Annotated in this window: 9 protein-coding genes; 4 read left to right on the top strand and 5 right to left on the bottom strand. The window is 34.3% G+C overall.

The annotated features are described in order from the left end of the window. Positions 1–122: 122 nt before the first annotated feature. Positions 123–2,324 (bottom strand): penicillin acylase family protein, encoded by a 2,202-nt coding sequence (locus BUB25_RS12400; RefSeq protein WP_072944841.1) that lies wholly within the window; start codon positions 2,322–2,324, stop codon positions 123–125. A 5-nt stretch (positions 2,325–2,329) separates the two neighbouring features. Next, complete coding sequence (locus BUB25_RS12395; RefSeq protein WP_072944811.1) at positions 2,330–3,181, bottom strand: cyanophycinase; 852 nt, start codon at positions 3,179–3,181, stop codon at positions 2,330–2,332. A 309-nt stretch (positions 3,182–3,490) separates the two neighbouring features. Here BUB25_RS12395 and BUB25_RS12390 point away from each other — a divergent pair, with 309 nt between their 5' ends. The 4 genes from BUB25_RS12390 to BUB25_RS12375 all read left to right on the top strand — a co-directional run bounded on the left by BUB25_RS12390 (position 3,491) and on the right by BUB25_RS12375 (position 12,497). Further along, positions 3,491–5,998 (top strand): M14 family zinc carboxypeptidase, encoded by a 2,508-nt coding sequence (locus tag BUB25_RS12390; protein ID WP_072944808.1) that lies wholly within the window; start codon positions 3,491–3,493, stop codon positions 5,996–5,998. Between the two features lie 388 nt (positions 5,999–6,386). Continuing rightward, a complete protein-coding gene (locus tag BUB25_RS12385; RefSeq protein WP_072944805.1) occupies positions 6,387–9,407 on the top strand; it encodes a SusC/RagA family TonB-linked outer membrane protein in 3,021 nt (1,006 codons plus the stop codon). A gap of 11 nt (positions 9,408–9,418) precedes the next feature. Then, the gene (locus BUB25_RS12380; protein WP_072944803.1) at positions 9,419–10,777 is read left to right on the top strand and encodes a RagB/SusD family nutrient uptake outer membrane protein; all 1,359 of its coding nucleotides are present in this window, start codon (positions 9,419–9,421) and stop codon (positions 10,775–10,777) included. 184 nt (positions 10,778–10,961) lie between these two features. Then, positions 10,962–12,497, top strand: coding sequence for a YifB family Mg chelatase-like AAA ATPase (locus tag BUB25_RS12375; RefSeq protein ID WP_072944801.1), 1,536 nt, complete (start codon positions 10,962–10,964; stop codon positions 12,495–12,497). 84 nt (positions 12,498–12,581) lie between these two features. Here BUB25_RS12375 and BUB25_RS12370 read toward each other — a convergent pair whose 3' ends face one another. The 3 genes from BUB25_RS12370 to BUB25_RS12360 all read right to left on the bottom strand — a co-directional run bounded on the left by BUB25_RS12370 (position 12,582) and on the right by BUB25_RS12360 (position 19,059). Continuing rightward, complete coding sequence (locus BUB25_RS12370; RefSeq protein ID WP_072944799.1) at positions 12,582–13,871, bottom strand: DEAD/DEAH box helicase; 1,290 nt, start codon at positions 13,869–13,871, stop codon at positions 12,582–12,584. Positions 13,872–14,054: 183 nt separating this feature from the next. Then, positions 14,055–14,915 (bottom strand): KPN_02809 family neutral zinc metallopeptidase, encoded by an 861-nt coding sequence (gene ypfJ, locus BUB25_RS12365; RefSeq protein WP_072944796.1) that lies wholly within the window; start codon positions 14,913–14,915, stop codon positions 14,055–14,057. Between the two features lie 73 nt (positions 14,916–14,988). Then, on the bottom strand, positions 14,989–19,059 hold the full coding sequence (locus tag BUB25_RS12360; protein WP_072944794.1) for a PAS domain S-box protein: 4,071 nt from the start codon (positions 19,057–19,059) through the stop codon (positions 14,989–14,991). Between the last annotated feature and the right edge of the window lie 162 nt (positions 19,060–19,221).

Raw genomic sequence — 19,221 nt, 5'->3', positions numbered from 1 at the left:
ATAACTCAATGATATCTTCCTTTCTTTTTGACAAGGCTAAGTGTTTCGCTAACCAATGGTTTTTTCGATATAATCAGAGCTTAAAAGATAGAGTATAGGTATCTTATTCGAAGGCTGTGAAATCATTCACCAGGATGATAGCTACGTTCGGCATTTTTTTCTACCTCTTCTTTATAAAATAAAACATCTTTGAATTTCCCTTGTTGATACATTTCTGCCTGATCATCAAAGTGTTTTGACCCAGGGTTACCACTGTTACCTCCAGCCAGCAATGACTTAGCTTTTATTTTGGGACCAAATTCGACAGCACAAACAAAGCTATTCCCGTTATAGCCGTATCTTTTTTGGGTACCTTCTTGATAATTACTTTTAAAAGCTGGTAGGGAACCCCAAAGTGCAGGTCCAAAACCAATAGGCAAGCTTTTTGATTTGTCGTCATATTTAAGATCAATAGCACCAGATAATCTTTGGAAGCGATTGATTTCTCCCCAAGGGATTTGCCATTTTCCAAATTTGGTTGTTAATTCATTTACAACCAAAAGTAATTGGGGTAGTAACTGATCTGCTGTAGCATTTTGTACAAATTTTTTTGTATTTTCAATTTGATCACTTTCTCCTTGATCGATGTAAAGTTTTTGTAATATCGGGTCTAGTTTTGTAGCCCATTCTATAGCTAAGGTAGAGGCAATAGATGTTTCGGAAGAATGATAATCCCAGTTTTTAAGGATATTTATGGGTTCAATTAGATCCTTGTATTGTGTATTTTTGAGGCTTGTTTGTTTTTCAAAAGTTGAAATTAATGCAGGGATAAGTAATTCAAAAGCAGATAGTTTCGTATTGTAACCATCGGCTATAACTTTGTCCAAAGTATAATTTTCTCCCTTGCTTAAAAGACGAACCGCATTCAAGCCCCTAAAATTTTCTCCGTCCGGAGCCATGTAGGAAAGATAATTTTCTTTTTTTGGACTTTGATTACCCGCTGCCGAAAAAGGGGTGGAATTGCAGTTTTGCAGCCAGCCATTTACAGGATTGTAAATATGAACCGTTTCAGAAACTTGATGTAAGCCCTTCCATTGGGTAGCAGAAGTTGTTCCGTCAACCACCTTGGACCAGTTGATGTTTTTGTCTCTGATAGGGATGAAATTCCCATGCCAATAAGCAATATTTCCTTTTGAATCAGCATAAACCGTATTGTTTGAGGTGTTGGCTTTTAAATCCATTGCCGTTTTGTAATCCTCAAAATTTTTGGATTTGGTTCTTAGCCAGCTTTGTTCTAAACTTTTCATGGAACGATTATTGGATTTTAAACTAATCCATTTTCCTTCTCTTTGAGCCATGATTGGACCATGATTGGTTGAATAGGTATTGAATTCTTTACTTTCCAGTTTGCCGTTTTCTAAATATTTTATAGTGATGGATTTTTCTTTGATTGGCACTAATTGATTGTCATATTCGTAAAATCTCTTGTTGTTTTTAAGCACAACTTTTTCGGCATACAAATCAGCAACGTCTACATTGGAGGAGGTATGCATCCAACCGCAGTTTTCGTTAAATCCTTGATAAATAAAAAACTGACCCCAGGTGACCGCACCATAGGTATTTAGTCCTTCTTCACTGCTGATTTGCACTTCGGGTCTGAAATAAAAACTAGTGTGTGGATTGATATATAAAATGGCATTTCCGGAGGCCGTTTTTGAAGGAGCCAAAGCAAATCCGTTTGAACCCGAATGAACATCCCTTTTTCGTTCTATATAAGATACTTTATCGAAATTACCAGAATAAAAAGCCTTCAATTCTCCGGTAGTGAGATCTCCCGTGCTAATTGCGCCGATGCTGCCGTCTGTCCAAAGCAGCGGATACCAAGGTTCAAAATGTTTTAATAAAGCAGGTTTTACATCTGGATTTTTATACAAATAGTAGTTGATTCCGTCAGCATAGGCATTCAATAATTTTTTTAACCAAGGCTTTGCTTTTTCATAATCACTTTTGGCTTCTTTTTCATCTATTAGCAGTCTTATTTCTAAATCATTGTATAAAACCGATTGTCCTTTGATTTCTGATAATCGACCTAGTTTTTCTATGTAATTCATTTCTACGCGAGTAAAATCATCTTCGCATTGGGCATACAATAAGCCAAAAACAGCATCGGCATCTGTTTTTCCGTATATGTGAGGAATCCCCCAATTGTCTCTAATGATAGTTACTTGTTTCGCTGCTTTTTCAAGTCTTTTACTTTCTTTAGTGCTGAGACTTTGAGAAAACACTGCGGAATTTATAAACAGAATGAGAAAGCCTGTTTTAAGAAGTTTTTTATAATTGAACATTAGCATTAAATTTTAAATTTTTGACCACTTTTGTAAATGCTCATTTCAAGACTTTCTATGGAAATGAGGTTATTCTTGTCAAATTTTTGAATTCCTTTCGGTTTTTTGACTACTATGACTTCGCTTTCTCCTGTTATTTCAATATTTTTATTGCGAACAATAATAGCTGTACTTTCATCTATGCCAATCCCGACATGAGTAGGAAATTCAACTAAAGCTGATAGCAATCGATTGTAGCGGCTTCTTTTTAGAAAATGCTGATCAATAATTACATCCTTTATTAAACCCAATCCCTCAGTAATTTCGAGATTATTATGTCTAATATTGTCAAAAGTAGCTGAATATATGCTGTCTAATTTTTGATTTCCCGTAATCATATTTTCGCACATCACCGCTGCACCGGCACTTGTCCCTGAAATTGTACTTCCGTTTTGATAAGCCTGATGAATTGCCGTTTTTATGGGAGTGTTTTTTACGACATTCATGAATCGGGTTTGATCGCCACCACTTATAAAAATGAGTTTTGCGTTTCGGAGAGAATCAGTCCACTTTTGATTGTTGGCGGTCTTTTTATCGAAATTGAGCATGACTATCGGATTTGAAGTTAATCTTTTCATTTGATCCTTGAAATAGATAAAAGCACTGTCAGGTTCTTCGCTAGACATGGGTAACACCACAATATAATCTTTTGCTTGTAATTTAGAAATAGACAGCAAATGTGTCATTAGGGTATCGGACCTGTTTCCGCCACCAATAATAAATAATTTTCCTTTTGGAGATTGAGCCTGAATAGAGGCAAAGGATAAAACGAGACCAATAATAAAATAGGTTTTAGAAAGGAAAAATGATTTACTCATGTTTTTTAGATTTTATTAAATTAGTTTGACAGTTTATAATTTATTGGATAAAAATCCTTATTTTATGTAGGATTAACTTTAGTATTTAGCCAAAATACAATTTATTTTTGGAACAATGCTTTCAATTAAAACCTAGGTCGGTTTTTGATTTTATTGAATGAAACTCAAACAATTTATATTAGGGTTGTTTTGCAAAGTATGCAGGATCTTTTTTGATTAAAAAAATAATAAAAAAGCTAATTTAAAAATTTTTGTAAGAAAATCTATTTTTAAGTTTATTTTTGAAAAATAACTAACCTTTAGATCGATATGAAAAAAACATTGTTTTATTTACTGTTTCTTTTGTTAACTGTAGTATCAGTAAGTGCTCAGTTAAAAAGTCCCTCAGAATTTTTACCTAATTATGGAAAACAAGTTAGCTACTATCATCAAGTTGAAGCTTATTTTAACCAGTTAACGGAGCAATCAACCTCAATTAAAAAACAAAAATACGGTCAAACCTCAGAAGAACGAGATTTGAATGTCTATTATATTTCAACTCCCGAGAATCTTGCCAATTTAGATCAAATTAGAAATAATAATTTGGCAGCTATAGGATTATCAGATAAAAAAACAAAAGTGATAGAGGATAAACTGATTGTTTGGTTGAGTTTTAGTGTTCATGGGAATGAAATTGCAGGAACTGAAAGCGCAATGACAGTTGCTTATGAACTATTAAATCCAGCAAATCCGGAATCTAAAAGTTGGTTAGAAAACACGATAGTTATTTTAGATCCATGTTTAAATCCTGATGGTTATTCAAGGTATGGAAATTGGTTAAGGGAGATTTCAGGTAAAAAAACTCATCCAGAATTAATGGATAGAGAGCATATGGAAGTGTGGCCTGGAGGCAGATACAATCATTATTTGTTTGATATGAACAGAGACTGGGCATGGCAAACTCAAATTGAGACGCAGCAAAGGTTAGCATTATACAATGATTGGTTGCCACAGGTACATGTAGATGTGCATGAAATGGGCTATAATTCGCCTTATTTTTTCCCACCCTCGGCTGAACCTTGGCATGAATATATTGAAAAATTTCAAAAAAAATTTCATAACATTTTAGGAGAAAAAATTTCTAAGAAATTTGACCAAGAAAAGTGGTTATACAATACAAGGGAACGTTTTGATATGTTTTATCCAAGTTACGGAGATACTTATCCTACTTACAATGGAGCTGTAGGAATGACTTTTGAACAAGGAGGAATAGGAGCCGGAAGAGAAGTTTTGTTAGAAAACGGCTCTCTTCTAACTATTCAGGAACGGTTGACTCATCACGCTAAAGCCGTTTTAACTACTGTTGGTGCTGCCGCATCTGAAGCAGATAATTTAATTCAGGGTTTCAGAGGGTTTATGACTAATTCCCGAAAAACAATTAAGGGAAATTATAAAACCTACGTTTTAAAAAATAATCCAAAACTAGAACAGATGGCGGATTTATTGAAAAAAAACCGTATCGAATTTGCTTATGCAGATGGCAATCAAAAAGCTTCTGGATTTAATTACCAAACCCAAAAAGATAAAAGCTTTTCTATTGAGCCCAATGATTTAATCATAAAAGTAGATCAACCGAAGGCTATTTTGACACAAGTTCTATTTGAACCGTATCATAAGTTAAACGATAGCTTGTCTTATGATATTACCGCTTGGGCATTGCCATTGGCTTTTGGTGTTGAAGGATATGCTTTAAAAACCAATCTGAATCTAAAAACAAAAACCACTATTGAAGCTAATATTCAAAATATTCCTGAAAACGTATATGCTTTTCATATTCCTTGGAACAATCGAATTTCGGCACAAGTTCTGGCTTTATTGCATCAAAAAGATATTAGAGTAAGATCTGCAATAAAAAAAGGAGTTTTTGGACAAATAACTGTTGAAGCAGGAGGTTTAATTGTTTCTAAAGCCGATAATCCGAAAGTGATTGATTTTGAAAAAACAGTTTCGGAGATCATAAAAATAAAAAAAGATTATAATTTCTTAACAACAGGCTATTCTGTAAATGGAAATGATTTAGGAAGCGAAAATTTTAGTTTGTTGAAAGCTCCAAAAATAGCATTGTTATCTGGAAAAGGAGTGGGCTCTACCGAATTTGGTTCTGTTTGGTTTTATTTAGACGAAGTTGCAGGATATCCGGTGAGTATCGTTGAAGTTAGTGATTTTAATAGATTTAAATTAGAAACTTATAACACGCTAATTTTAGCCGATGGTCAATATGATTTTTCTAATGATCAACAAAAACAAATTGGAGATTGGATTAAAAATGGAGGCAAATTGATTGCAATGAATAATGCTTTAAGTGTTTTTACTGATAAGGAGGGGTATGCGTTAAGTCTTTTTGAATCTGAAGAGGATAAAAAAGCGTCCGAAAAGGAAATTACTGAGAAGGAATTAAAAACGCGTTTTCTGGATTATCTAAGTACCGAACGAAGAGCTATATCAGCATCTATTCCAGGTGCAGTAATTGAAAATGTGTTAGATGTAACGCATCCAATGTCTTTTGGTTTAGGTGACAAATATTTCAGCATAAAAACAGATGAAAGACGTTATCCATTGCTTAAAAAAGCTTTGAATGTGGCTTATGTTCCTAATGACTATAAAAGTTACGGCTTTGTAGGGCATGATATTAGAAATAAATTGAGCAAAACGGTAAGTTTCGCAATTGAAGCCAAAGGAAAAGGAAAAGTGATTTATATGATTGACAATCCTTTATTCAGAGGTTTTTGGGAAAACGGGAACTTATTGTTTAGCAATGCTTTATTTTTAGTTAACTAATTTCTAAATCACATTTCTTTACTGTTTTAATAGAAAAAAATCGGTCTAAAAAATACTTTTTAGACCGATTTTTTTTGCGTTAATAACGATTTAAAAATTAAAAGGCGGCTGTAAAATTGCATTTAATGATGCAACAAATTGACTTTTATCTCTTGTTGATTTGATAAATAGATGTATAAATTGTAGATTTTTTTTAAGTATTTAAGTTTAATTTTTTAAATGCATTCTTTATTAAAAACACCAAAAGTAAAAGTTTACTTTTCATAGATTTTAAATTGAGTTAGTTAATAATTAATTGTAACGAGTTAATATTTTCTTAACTATTTTCATTATGTTTGTTAAAATTGTAACAAATTTCAATGAGTATTAACTAACTTAATTATTATTTATGAAAAATAGTCTACTTAAAGGCTTGACGCTATTTCTAATGATACTTTGTACTAGTTTGACCTATTCGCAAGAGGTTTCTGGTGTAGTATCGGATTCTAATGGTCCGCTTCCAGGAGCCACTGTTTTAGTAAAAGGAACGACCAATGGAGCACAAACTGATATGGATGGTAAGTTTAGGGTCAAAAATGTTGGCTCAAATGCCGTTTTGATTTTTAGTTACATCGGGCTTAAAACTCAGGAATTAAATGTTGCTGGTAAAAGTATCGTTAATGTAATTTTAAAGGAAGATTCTGCAGAGCTAAAAGAAGTTCTTGTAATTGGTTTTGGTAAACAATCCAAGCGCAAAGTAACGGATAATATTGCGTCTATTTCTGCGGATCAAATTGGTGAAATTCCAGTGCCAAGTTTGCAAAGCGCTCTTACAGCTAAAGCTGCAGGTGTTCAAATAACTCAAATAAATGGAAAAGTAGAAGGCGGTGTAAAAGTAAGAATTAGAGGAGTTTCCAGTATTTCTTCTTCTCAGGAGCCTTTATATGTAATAGATGGATTGCCATTGATAAATGATAACGAGAGCGTATCGGCGGCCCCAATTAATCCATTAATTTCATTAAATCCTAATGATATTGAATCCATACAAATATTAAAAGACGCTTCTTCGGCCGCTATTTATGGTGCCCGCGGAACAAATGGAGTTGTTTTAATTACCACTAAGCAAGGAAAATCAGGAAAAACAAAAATTTCCTTAAATACTTCTACAGGATGGAGCCAAGCCACCCATAAAATGAGCTGGTTAAATGCAGCACAATATGCAGAACTTTACACCGAAGCATCTGCTTATAGATATGGAGCAGATGACTTATGGCTGACTGAGCCAGGAGGAGTATTTGATGGTTATGCTAATGGAAAAGATTGGAGAACTGGACAAGTAGATACTGACTGGCAGGATTTGGCCTTGATAAAAGGTTCTGTTCAAGATCATAACTTTTCTGTATCAGGAGGGGATAGCAAAACCGTATTTTTTCTTTCTGGAGGTTACAATAATACAGAGGGAATTGTTAGAGGGAACAATATGGATCGCTATTCTTATAGAGGAAACTTAGATCATAAAGTTTCTGATAAATTAAGAGTGGGGCTAAATACCAGTTTGAGTAAAACAAGAATAACAAGAATAGGTTCAGATAATTCTTTCGCAACCCCTTTACAGGCAGTTGCACAAACTCCATTAGCTCCCGCTTATCTTGATGATGGAGTTACACCAAATAATGAAACTACTTTATATTATAATTTTTTAATGCAACAATTTAATGGAAATTGGGATGCAAATATTTTTAGAACTTTAATGAATTCTTATGTGGAATTAAAAATTTTACCAGAATTGAGTTTTAGATCAGAACTAGGATACGATAACAATAATCAAACAGAAGAATATTTCGCAGGTAGTTTAACAGAATCCGCTTCTACTAATGGTTATGCAGATGCGAATGCAATTCAGTCAGATAAATATAGTATTAATAATTATTTCACTTTTAGTAAAAATTTTAAGGAGGATTATAATTTAGAATTTGTTGGAGGAATGAGTTTTGAAGAAAGTGCTCGAAAAAGGCAATTTGTAGCTGGAATAGGTTTTCCATCAGATGAGCTGCAAACTGTAGAAAGTGCCTCCGAAATTACTGAAGGATCTTCGAGCAGAACTAAATATAATTTCCTTTCCTATTTTGGAAGAGCTACTTTTTCCATTATGGACAAATACCTCTTAAAAGGAAGTTTGCGTTATGATGGTTCTTCCCGATTTGGAGCCTCAAACCGATATGGTGTATTCCCGGCAGCTTCTGTGGGCTGGATCATTTCGCAAGAAGATTTTTTAAAGGATAACGAAGTTGTTAGCTTATTAAAATTGAGAGGAAGTTTTGGAGTTACAGGAAATGCAGGTATAGGAAACTTTGCAAGTTTAGGTCTTTTTGGCGGATCATCTTATAACAAACAATCTGCTATAAATCCTTCTCAATTGGTTAATCAAGATTTAAAATGGGAAAAAACAAATCAATTTGATGCCGGTATCGATTTTGGATTTTTAGACAACAGAATAACTGGTGAAATTGATTATTATATTAAAAAAACAAACGATCTTTTATTGAATGAGCCTTTGCCAGGTACTTCCGGCTGGAGTTCTTTAACCCGTAACGTAGGATCTTTGACCAATAAAGGTTTTGAATTTGTATTAAATACAACCAATATTAAAACAGCTAACCTAAGTTGGAAAACATCATTAAATCTGTCTACTTTAGACAATAAAGTGACATCCTTGCCTGGAGGTGATATAGTCGCCGGACAAAATATTGTTAGAGTAGGAGAAACTATTTCATCTTTTTACTTAGTAGAGTATGCAGGTGTTAATCCGGCAAATGGAGATGCTTTATTTTATAAAAATACTTTACAAGCAGATGGTTCTTTAGATAAAACAACTACAAAAAACTACAGCGAAGCGCAAAGAATCATTACGGGAAGTCCTTATCCTACGCTTATGACAGGAATGACGAATACGCTAATGTTTAAGAATTTTGATTTTTCTTTTACTTTTCAAGGAGAATGGGGAGCTTCTATCTACAATGAAGCGGGTAAATTTCAATCGAGCAATGCCCGATACAAAGATAACCAAACTACAGATCAGATGGACAGATGGCAAAAACCAGGTGATATCACTAATGTTCCTCAAGCCAGATGGGGACGTAGCAATGGCGAGCAAGCATCGACACGTTATTTAGATAAAACTGATTTTGTTCGTTTAAGAAATTTATCTTTAGGATATACACTTCCTAAAACAGTAACTCAAAAATTATCTGTAGATAGAGCTCGTTTATATTTAACAGGAGTTAACCTTCTTACATTTACGAATTATAAGGGCTACGATCCAGAATCATCATACGACAATAATGGAGATTCAAATATTCGAAAAGGGATCGCATTTTATTCTGCACCTCCTGCCAAAACGATAATTATTGGATTAAACATTGACCTTTAATAAAATCAGACATGAAAAAATTTAACTATAAAATTATTTTAATTTCCTTGCTTACTTTTTCTTTTGTAAGCTGTGATGATAATTTAGATATTAAACCTGAACAAGCCATTACAACCGATATAGCTATCAAAACGCCATCAAATCTTAAGAAGATTTTGAATAATGCCTATGGAGATGCCAGATCCAGTGCACTCTATGGCGGAGGAATTGCTTTAGCTTCTGAATTAATTGCTAACGATGGAGATCTTTACTGGGATGGAACTTATATTCAGCCAGACCAATACGACGAAAAAGCTATATTGACCGATAATAGTTTTGTTGAAAGTATGTGGTTAAGAGCCTATAAAATTAGCAATCAAGCTAATATCATACTTGATAATTTAGCTGTATTTACTGATGCTGCTGATAAGGATATAACCCAAGGAGAAGCAAAATTTCTTAGAGGTTTAGTCTATTTTGATTTAGCAAGACTATTCGCTAAGCCCTATGTTTCGGGTTCAGTAAACAACCAACTTGGAGTTCCTATTATGTTGCAACCTATTTTAGACCCTCACAAAATTACACTGCCTTCAAGGAACACTTTAGAGGAAGTTTACAAGCAGGTAATTCTTGATTTAACGGATGCCTATACTTTGCTGCCGGAAACAAATGGTATCTATGCAACAAAATATAGTGCGGCGGCACTACTTGCCAGAGTTTATTTGCAAAAAGGGGATTACAGCAATGCTCGAAATATGGCCAATATCGTAATTAATAATAGTGACGCAACTTTAACATCAACTTTTGCAAAAGCATTTAATAATCCAGAAAATTCAACCGAAGATTTATTTGCTTGGCAAGTAAACAGTCAGGATGCGAGCGCAAATGATTTTAATGTATTTTGGGCCGGTGAAGATTTTGGAGGACGCTCAGGAAATCCGGATATTAGTATTGAATCCCAGCATTGGGATATTTATGATGATCCTGATGACCAGAGAGCTGGTTTTTTCTATGAAGCCGATTATTGGTGTACAACAAAGTGGAAAAATCAATTTGCTAATATTCCTTTTCTGCGCTTAGCCGAAATGTATTTGATACGCGCAGAATCTAATTTTAGACTAGGAACTCTTATAGGGCTTTCGCCTGTAGATGACATTAATATGTTGCGCGCGCGTTCTGGTGCAACTTTACTTGCTAGCGTTGATTTGGCCACTATATTAATGGAAAGAAAAAGAGAATTATCTTTTGAAGGATTTGCTTTATTTGATGCAAAACGATTAAAACAAAATATTGGAACGATTCCTTATGATGCTAATAATTTAGTTTTGCCTATTCCGTTAAGAGAAATGGATGTAAATAAAAACTTAGTTCAAAATGATGGCTATAAATAGATTCATTCCGTTTAATTTTTAATAAAAAGGAGTTATATGTAAAAATATAGCTCCTTTTTATTTTAAAAATCAAAATTAACAAAGTAATAATAAATAGATTTCGGGTATTCGACTGATATTAAATAAGTTGCGATACCTGTTGTTCGAGTGCGAATTTTCATTATTTTTAAGAAAAATATCTGCCATGCTAGTAAAAGTTTTCGGAAGTGCCGTTTTTGGTGTAGAGGCTACAACAATTACGGTTGAAGTAAATATTGATAAAGGAATTGGCTACCATTTGGTTGGGCTGCCCGATAATGCTATCAAAGAAAGCAGTTATAGAATTGCGGCTGCCCTAAAGAATAATGGTTATGCAATGCCGGGCAAAAAGATAACAATTAACATGGCTCCTGCCGATTTGCGCAAAGAGGGATCAGCTTATGATTTGACTCTGGCAATTGGTATTTTGGTGGCTTCAGGACAGATTAATGCCATTGAAATTGATAAATATATAATTATGGGAGAGCTTTCGCTTGACGGTAGTTTGCAACCCATTCGCGGTGCTTTGCCCATTGCGATCAAGGCAAAAGAGGAGGGATTCAAAGGATTTTTTCTCCCTAAACAGAACGTGAAAGAAGCCGCAATAGTTGCCGGTTTAGAGGTTTATGGTGTAGAAAATGTACAAGAAGTGATTGATTTTATGGAAGGAAAAGGGACTCTTGAGCCCACTGTGATTGATACCAGAGCCGAGTTTTATAAAGATTTAGATTTCGCTGAATTTGATTTTTCGGACGTAAAAGGGCAGGAGAGCATCAAGCGTTGTATGGAAATTGCCGCCGCCGGAGGACATAATATTATCCTTATTGGTCCGCCGGGAGCTGGAAAAACGATGCTTGCCAAACGGTTACCCAGTATATTGCCACCCATGACTTTGCGGGAAGCCTTAGAAACTACTAAAATTCATAGCGTAGCTGGAAAGCTCAAAGAAGTAGGTTTAATGAACCAACGTCCATTTCGTAGTCCACACCATACGATTTCTAACGTGGCGCTTGTTGGAGGCGGAAGCTACCCACAGCCTGGTGAAATTTCTATGGCGCATAACGGCGTTTTGTTTTTGGATGAATTGCCTGAATTCAAACGGGATGTTCTCGAAGTGATGCGACAGCCCTTGGAAGATCGTGAAGTGACGATTTCCAGATCCAAGTTTACGGTGACTTATCCCTCGTCTTTCATGCTCGTGGCGAGTATGAATCCAAGTCCGATTGGTTTTTTTAATGATCCCGATTCGCCTCAAACTTCTTCTCCGCATGAAATGCAACGCTATTTGAGTAAAATTTCAGGACCTTTATTGGACCGGATTGACATTCACATTGAAGTTACGCCGGTTCCTTTCGAAAAGTTGTCAGAAGACAGAAAAGCGGAGAGCAGCATTGATATTAGAAAAAGGGTTACTAGCGCGCGTGAAATCCAGTCGGAACGATTTGAGCAAATGGAAAACATACATTATAATGCCCAAATGAATACCAAACATATCCGTGAATATTGTGCTCTTGATGATGGTTCCAAAGAATTATTAAAAACGGCTATGGAAAGGCTTAATCTTTCGGCTAGGGCTTACGATCGTATTTTGAAGGTAGCACGCACAATCGCCGACCTTGATGCAGCACCTAAAGTAATTTCGTCTCATATTGCCGAAGCGATTCAATACAGAAGTTTGGATCGTGATGGGTGGTTGGGATAATTTTTTAGTATTCCGTTTTCAGATAACAGCAAGCAGAAAATTAGAATATCTATTTTCTGCTCGCTGCTTTTCTAATTTTAGCTTTTATCTATTAGTACGCCTATCATTATTTTGACTCGGACGTCTTGGACCAAAACTGTTGCTGCTGCTACGGTTTGCAGTGTCTGTTTTTGGTTTTTTAGGAGTCGAATTGCGCTGTGGTCTTCCTTGACCTTGTTTGATAGGTTCTTTTGAAGCGTTAGGATCTGGCTCGAAACCTTTTATGTTTTCTTTAGGCAATTTCAAGCCAACTAATTTTTCAATGTCTCGTAAAAAAACCGTTTCGTCTGGACTAAATAAAGAAATAGCTTCTCCACTTGCTCCGGCTCTTCCCGTTCTACCTATGCGGTGCACGTAATCTTCAGGGATATTAGGCAATTCGAAATTAATAACATGGGGTAATAACGGGATGTCTAAACCTCGGGCAGCAATATCTGTCGCGACAAGGGCGGTCAGGCTTCCGTCTTTAAAACCGGCTAGGGCTTTGGTTCTGGCACCTTGACCTTTATTACCGTGAATGGCAGCTGCCTTAATTCCGGCGCTAATCATGCTTTCAGTCAGTTTGTTGGCGCCTTGTTTAGTACGTGTAAAAACCAAAATTTGTTTCCAGTTGCCTTCCGTAATCAGTTTAATGATTAGTTCTGTTTTTTTCTCTTTGGCGACAGGATATATTTTTTGAATAATAGCATCGACTGTTGTGTTCTCTGGCGTTGCTTCTACCTGAACGGGTTTGTGCAAAATGCCCATGGCCAATTTTTTGATATCTTTGGAAAAAGTTGCCGAGAACAATAAGTTTTGCCTTTTAGAAGGTAATACTTTCAGGATACGTTCGATATCACGTAAAAAACCCATGTCGAGCATGCGGTCTGCTTCGTCTAAAACCAAAATTTCCACTTTTGAAAGTGATATTAAACCTTGATTTTGCAAATCGATTAATCGACCAGGAGTGGCGACTAAAATATCGACACCTTGACGCAATTGACTTACTTGTGGATTTTGGTTTACGCCTCCAAAAATAACGGCGCTGCGTAAATCTAAAAACTCACTGTATTCTTTGATATTGGCCAATATCTGAGCGGCCAATTCTCGTGTTGGAGTTAAAATCAAGGCACGAATGGGTCTTTGTCTTAGGTGTTGTCCTTGCGATAATAATTGTAATATGGGTAGCGTAAAACCAGCTGTTTTTCCTGTTCCTGTTTGTGCGGATGCTAATACATCTTTGCCTTCTAAAATGGGTGGAATTGCTTTTTGTTGTATTGGAGAAGGAGTAGAATACCCTTTTTTGCTGATGGCTTTTAATAAAGCATCAGATAAACCTAATGAGTTAAATGACATAAATGGTGTTTATGAAGTAAACCCAATTATTTAGTTTACTTCTTTAAGTGGACGCAAAGGTACAGCTAATTTTCCCGATCTGGTTTTGATTGCTTGATATTGTTTCAATATAGTTGTGTACTTCGTTTTGGTTGTTACAAAATAGCAGCATTTAAGTTTTACGATTGAAATTGGATTTAGCTATTATTTAATTTCGGCAAAAGTGTTTCCTTGAGTGATATCTCCGGTTTTATATCCTTTCATGAACCAATATTTTCGCTGTGCGGAAGTTCCGTGAGTAAACGATTCCGGTACAATATGACCTTGTATCTTAGCTTGAATGGCATCATCACCTACTGCCTGCGCCGCGCTTAAAGCTTCGTCTATGTCGCCTTCTTCAAGTATATTATTCATTTTTTGGTTGTAATGGGTCCAAATTCCGGCATAGAAATCTGCCTGTAACTCTAATGCTACAGATAATTTATTGGCCTCAGCCTTCGTTTTTCCTTGTTGCAGTTGTCTCATTTTATCAGAAGTTCCCAGTAAGGTTTGAACGTGATGGCCTATCTCGTGCGCAATAACATAGGCAGTGGCAAAATCACCGCCTTGGGCACCAAATCGTGTTTTTAGCTCTTCAAAGAATGCTAAGTCCATGTACACTTTTTGATCGCCGGGACAATAAAAAGGGCCAGAATCAGAAGTGGCATTTCCACAAGCCGTTTCTACCGCACCTTCAAATAAAACAAGTTTAGGCTTTTTATACGTTAAATTGTTTTCCTGAAATATCTTAGTCCAAACATCTTCATTGTCAACTAATAGTGCATTTACAAAATCTTGTTCCTCAAGTTCTTTGGCTGTAAGATCTCTTTGTTCAGTAGGAGCACCTTGACCTTGATTGATCTGTTCTAAAACTGGGGTGAGCATTTGAGCATTTTCTCCGCCAAATACATTTAACAGCAAAATAATGATTCCTATAATTCCTCCACCAACAATGGTTTTTCCTCCTGAGGACATTCCTCTTCTATCGTCTAAATTTTCACTTTTTCTTCTGCCTTGCCATTTCATAATATTCCATTTTTTTATTCTGTTGTACTAAAGTAAAAAATAATTTGAAGTAAAGCATCTATTTTTTAATAGATTAGCGAATCCATTTATTTAGGGTAGTTTCAATGATTCCTTTTATGATTGGTTTTGAAATATAATCATTCATTCCGGCTTCGAGACATTTGTTTTTTTCTTCTTTTTCGACACCGGCGGTTATGGCTATAATAGGGGTTTTTTGACCGGATTCTAAATTTCGTATTTCTCTAGTGGCTTCATAACCATTCATTATAGGCATTTGAATGTCCATAAAAATGATGTCGGGCTTTATGGTTTCAAATTGGTCAACTGCATCCTTTCCATTTTGAATTTCTGAAATTGTAGCTTCTGAAAACAGGTTTTTGATGATTGTTTTTAGCAATAGCATATTGATTTTGTTATCCTCAACAAGCATTATTTTAAGTTGTTTTGAGATTAGTTCTTCTTTGATTTGAACTGTATCATAAATCATTGGAGTATTCGTAGGGGCAGTATCTTCAACAACTTGATTGCTGATTTTTAAGTCTAGATCAAAATAAAAAGTACTCCCTTTATTGATGGTGCTTTTTAGTTGTAAATGGCTGTCCATTAAAGCTAATAATTGGTTTGAAATGGTTAATCCTAGTCCGGTTCCGCCATATTTTCGGGTTGTGGAGTTGTCTTCTTGAGAAAAAGCTTTGAATATTTTTGTCTGGTTTTCTTCAAGAATACCAATACCGGAATCAATTACGGCAAAGCGAATGGTTGCTTGGGAATTATCAATTCTCTTTAAAATTGATACTTTTAGTTCGATAGAGCCTTTATCGGTAAATTTGATGGCATTAGTCAAAAGGTTGATTAGAATTTGCTTTAGGCGAACAATATCAGCCCAAACATAAATAGGGACTTCAGGGCTTATATTTATTTCTAAACGCAGATTTTTTTGGATTGAAGCAAATAACACCAGATCCATGGATTGGTTTACGATTTCCTTGATTTCCTGTTTTTCGATATTTAAATCTAGTTTTCCGGCTTCAATTTTGGAGAAATCCAGAATATCATTTAGTATTTCTAAAAGAGATTGGGCCGATTGATTGACCGTCAGCATATGCTTTTTCTGAATTTCTTCTAGCTTGGTTTTCATCAATAAGTCCGTAAACCCGATGATTCCGTTTAGTGGAGTTCTAATTTCGTGACTCATATTGGCCAAGAATTCTGATTTGGCTTTATTGGCCGCTTCGGCATATTCTTTTTCTTTTATGGCGTTTTCTGTCTTTTTTCTAGTTGTAATATCGATGTAAATTCCTTCAAGATATGCAATTTCCCCGTTTTTATAGATCACTTCGCCAAATTCTTCTACCCAGGCAATTTCCTGATCCTTACGCCTAATTCGATATATGGAATGTATTGTTCTGCCATTTTCTATGGCATTAATTTGATCTCGAATAATTTCGTCGCGCTCTTCCGGAAGAATTAAGTCCATAAATCTCAATTCTTTGGAAAGGAAAGCTGATTTTGGGTAGCCGGTGAGTTTTTCAATTTCATCATTAATATAAATTTTAGTGGCATCCGCATCATATTTTGCTAAATAAACGGTTCCTGGAATGTTGTTGGCCAACAATCTAAATTTCTCTTCACTTTCATAAATAGCTGTTTCATTTTCAATTCGTTCTATTGAAGAAGCTATGTTTCGAGCCAAAGTTTGTAAAATATTGATTTCATCTTCGGACCAATTTCTTTGTTCAGTTGAATCATCAAAACCTAAAAAGCCATGAAATTCTTTTTTGACAAAAACCGGGAAAAGAATTAGTGATTTGACATTTAAGTCTACAAGTTTTTTTCTTAAGGATTTATTTTTTATTTCGGATACGCTGGCTTTGTAGATTTCATTATTTAGTAAGGGATGTAGGAGTTCTTCAAAATAGGCATAGGGTATATTTTGAAGCGTTGGATTTTTCTCTGTTAATGTATCTTCACCACAAAACCATCTGTATTTTTGACTGATGAGTTTTTCATCGATTTCTTTTTGATAATAATAAACCCGTTTGGATTTAGTAGCCTTTCCCATGATGATTAGCACATCTGAGAGAATCGCACTTATGTCTTTATTGTTCAAGAATTTTTCAGTACAAACTGTCATAGCTGACAATAGTTCACTTTTGTATTTTAGCTTTTTCTCGGTTTTATATCTCATATTGGTTATTATGGTCATCGATATGATATCAGAAACGGATCTGGAAAAATTGATGTCCTCATTGTCCCAGTGTTTTATTTTATCAATAACTTCAAAACAAATGATTCCTTTTAATTCTCCATTAATAAGTATTGGGTTTTCTAAAATTGAGCATATTTTATTCTTGACGATAAAGTCATTGTAAAATTTTTGGGAGTATAATTTTTGTGAAATCCGATTTGTATTAATATCTGTAGTTACAAGTTGAGTTTTATTTTCAAGGGTAATAAAGTAGTCAGGATATTCTTTTTGGGTTATTTCATAGCCTTTTTCAAATTGTTTCTTTTTTAAATTATATAATTGCTTACAATAAATTTTTTCAGGAGAATATTCCCAATAACTTACCTGATCAACACCAATTGTTTTTGTGGAAATTTCTATAATAGTTTTCAATTTGGTCTCCAAAGTTTCATCATGAGAATAGCTTTTTTCTGTGAAACCTTTTAAAGCCTTAGTGTATTTTATGTTTTTTAGCTCCCGTTCTGTTTTTTCTTTTTCGGAGTTTTTTATGTAAGTAATGTCTCTGGCAATCCCTGAATAACCAATTATTTTCCCCAAATCGTTTCTGCGAATCATTACTTTTTGAGAAATCCATATCGTTTCACGATTTTTTTTCAAGATAGGAACTTCAACCATAGGATATTCAAAATCAATTTCCTGCGAATTGTTGTATAATGGTAACACTTTATTTAAATAGTTCTTTTTTATGAAAAAGGAAAAATGTTTAGTTAAAATCTCATTTTTTTTATACCCCAAGGTTTTTATGATGAAGTCATTGACAAATGTGATATTGCCTTGACAATCGGTTTCATAGATAAAATCAGTTGCGGTTTGAATTAAATTTTTATATTGATTGTGAATGTGAATTTCATTGGTTACATCTTGTCCAATTCCTAAAATTAAGTCATCAGAAAATTTTTTATAATTCCATTGGATGAACTTATATTCTCCGTTTTTACACTTAAGCTTCTTAGTAGTTACATTAGCCTCATGGAGATTTTGAGCACGTTCACTGTCTTGCTCTTTAGAATCTTCGGTTAATTTCCAAAAGCTTGATCCTAATACTTCTTCTACAGAATATCCCAAAATGGGTTTTATAGTTTCACTGCAAAAAACAATGTCCCGATTTTTATTTGTAGCCATCACCAGTGAATTCCCTTCATGAATGATTTGATTGTTAAAAAGAAATTTATTCTTAATACCCATTCGGGTCATGTGCCTGATGTAATTAATGCCTAAAATAATTAAGGAATAATTGAATATGATTGTGATCGTATTAATAGAAACCGATTGTAATAACGAAATGATAATCAAATAAGTATAAACTCCTGTAATAAAAGTCCAATACAGTTTGATGGGTTTGAAAATATTATAAGAAAAGAAAATTAACAACAGAAAAGCGATAATAGGTATTCCGTCTGTTGGGTGGATGACTAGATTTCGAGATACATAAGCAAAAAAAATCAGGAAAATAAAGCGAAATATTTTTTGGATATTATCAAAAACAAAGGAAGATTTTCTACTGATAAAATAGATAGAGATTAAAACAATGGCAATAGTGGAATTGCTTAGAAATAAACTTTTTGGTCTTACGTTAAAAATTTCAAAAGTAGCTTCTAAGACTAGGATTATTAACCCTATTAATAAAAAGTAAAGTTGATATTCTTTGTTTTTTGATTTCTCATCTAAATGATTTTCTACAAACTGATTGTTTATAGTATACTTGATTTTATAAAATTTTAAAACCAAAATAAAAATAAAAAAATAGACAAAAGGGATTATTGAGCTAAAGAGATTCCGACTAATTGAAAATTCATCAATTAATTGATAGGATTTAGTGATTAAAATAGGACCATCGAGACTAAAACCATTAAAACTTGTATCCAAAGTCAATAAAAAGTCATCGCTTAATTGCATAAAAAAATGCTTAGGTTAAAAAGGGTTGATTTGGAGATCATAACTTTGTTAAAAACATCAGAAAATTAACGTTTTTTTTTATATAAAAAAAGTCTTAATGTGATATATTAAGACTTTAGTTGTTTTTTTATGGAAAAAAGAATAGCTACTTTTGAAATTAAT

This window comes from Flavobacterium granuli, assembly GCF_900129705.1.
GTDB lineage: Bacteria > Bacteroidota > Bacteroidia > Flavobacteriales > Flavobacteriaceae > Flavobacterium > Flavobacterium granuli.
This window is presented reverse-complemented; position numbering and strand designations above follow the sequence as displayed.

What these genes read in the sequence shown, in the direction of transcription:
- BUB25_RS12400 (WP_072944841.1), bottom strand. Translation starts at nt 2,324, where the DNA reads ATGTTCAATTATAAAAAACTTCTTAAAACAGGCTTTCTCATTCTGTTT.
- BUB25_RS12395 (WP_072944811.1), bottom strand. Translation starts at nt 3,181, where the DNA reads ATGAGTAAATCATTTTTCCTTTCTAAAACCTATTTTATTATTGGTCTC.
- BUB25_RS12390 (WP_072944808.1), top strand. Translation starts at nt 3,491, where the DNA reads ATGAAAAAAACATTGTTTTATTTACTGTTTCTTTTGTTAACTGTAGTA.
- BUB25_RS12385 (WP_072944805.1), top strand. Translation starts at nt 6,387, where the DNA reads ATGAAAAATAGTCTACTTAAAGGCTTGACGCTATTTCTAATGATACTT.
- BUB25_RS12380 (WP_072944803.1), top strand. Translation starts at nt 9,419, where the DNA reads ATGAAAAAATTTAACTATAAAATTATTTTAATTTCCTTGCTTACTTTT.
- BUB25_RS12375 (WP_072944801.1), top strand. Translation starts at nt 10,962, where the DNA reads ATGCTAGTAAAAGTTTTCGGAAGTGCCGTTTTTGGTGTAGAGGCTACA.
- BUB25_RS12370 (WP_072944799.1), bottom strand. Translation starts at nt 13,871, where the DNA reads ATGTCATTTAACTCATTAGGTTTATCTGATGCTTTATTAAAAGCCATC.
- ypfJ (WP_072944796.1), bottom strand. Translation starts at nt 14,915, where the DNA reads ATGAAATGGCAAGGCAGAAGAAAAAGTGAAAATTTAGACGATAGAAGA.
- BUB25_RS12360 (WP_072944794.1), bottom strand. Translation starts at nt 19,059, where the DNA reads ATGCAATTAAGCGATGACTTTTTATTGACTTTGGATACAAGTTTTAAT.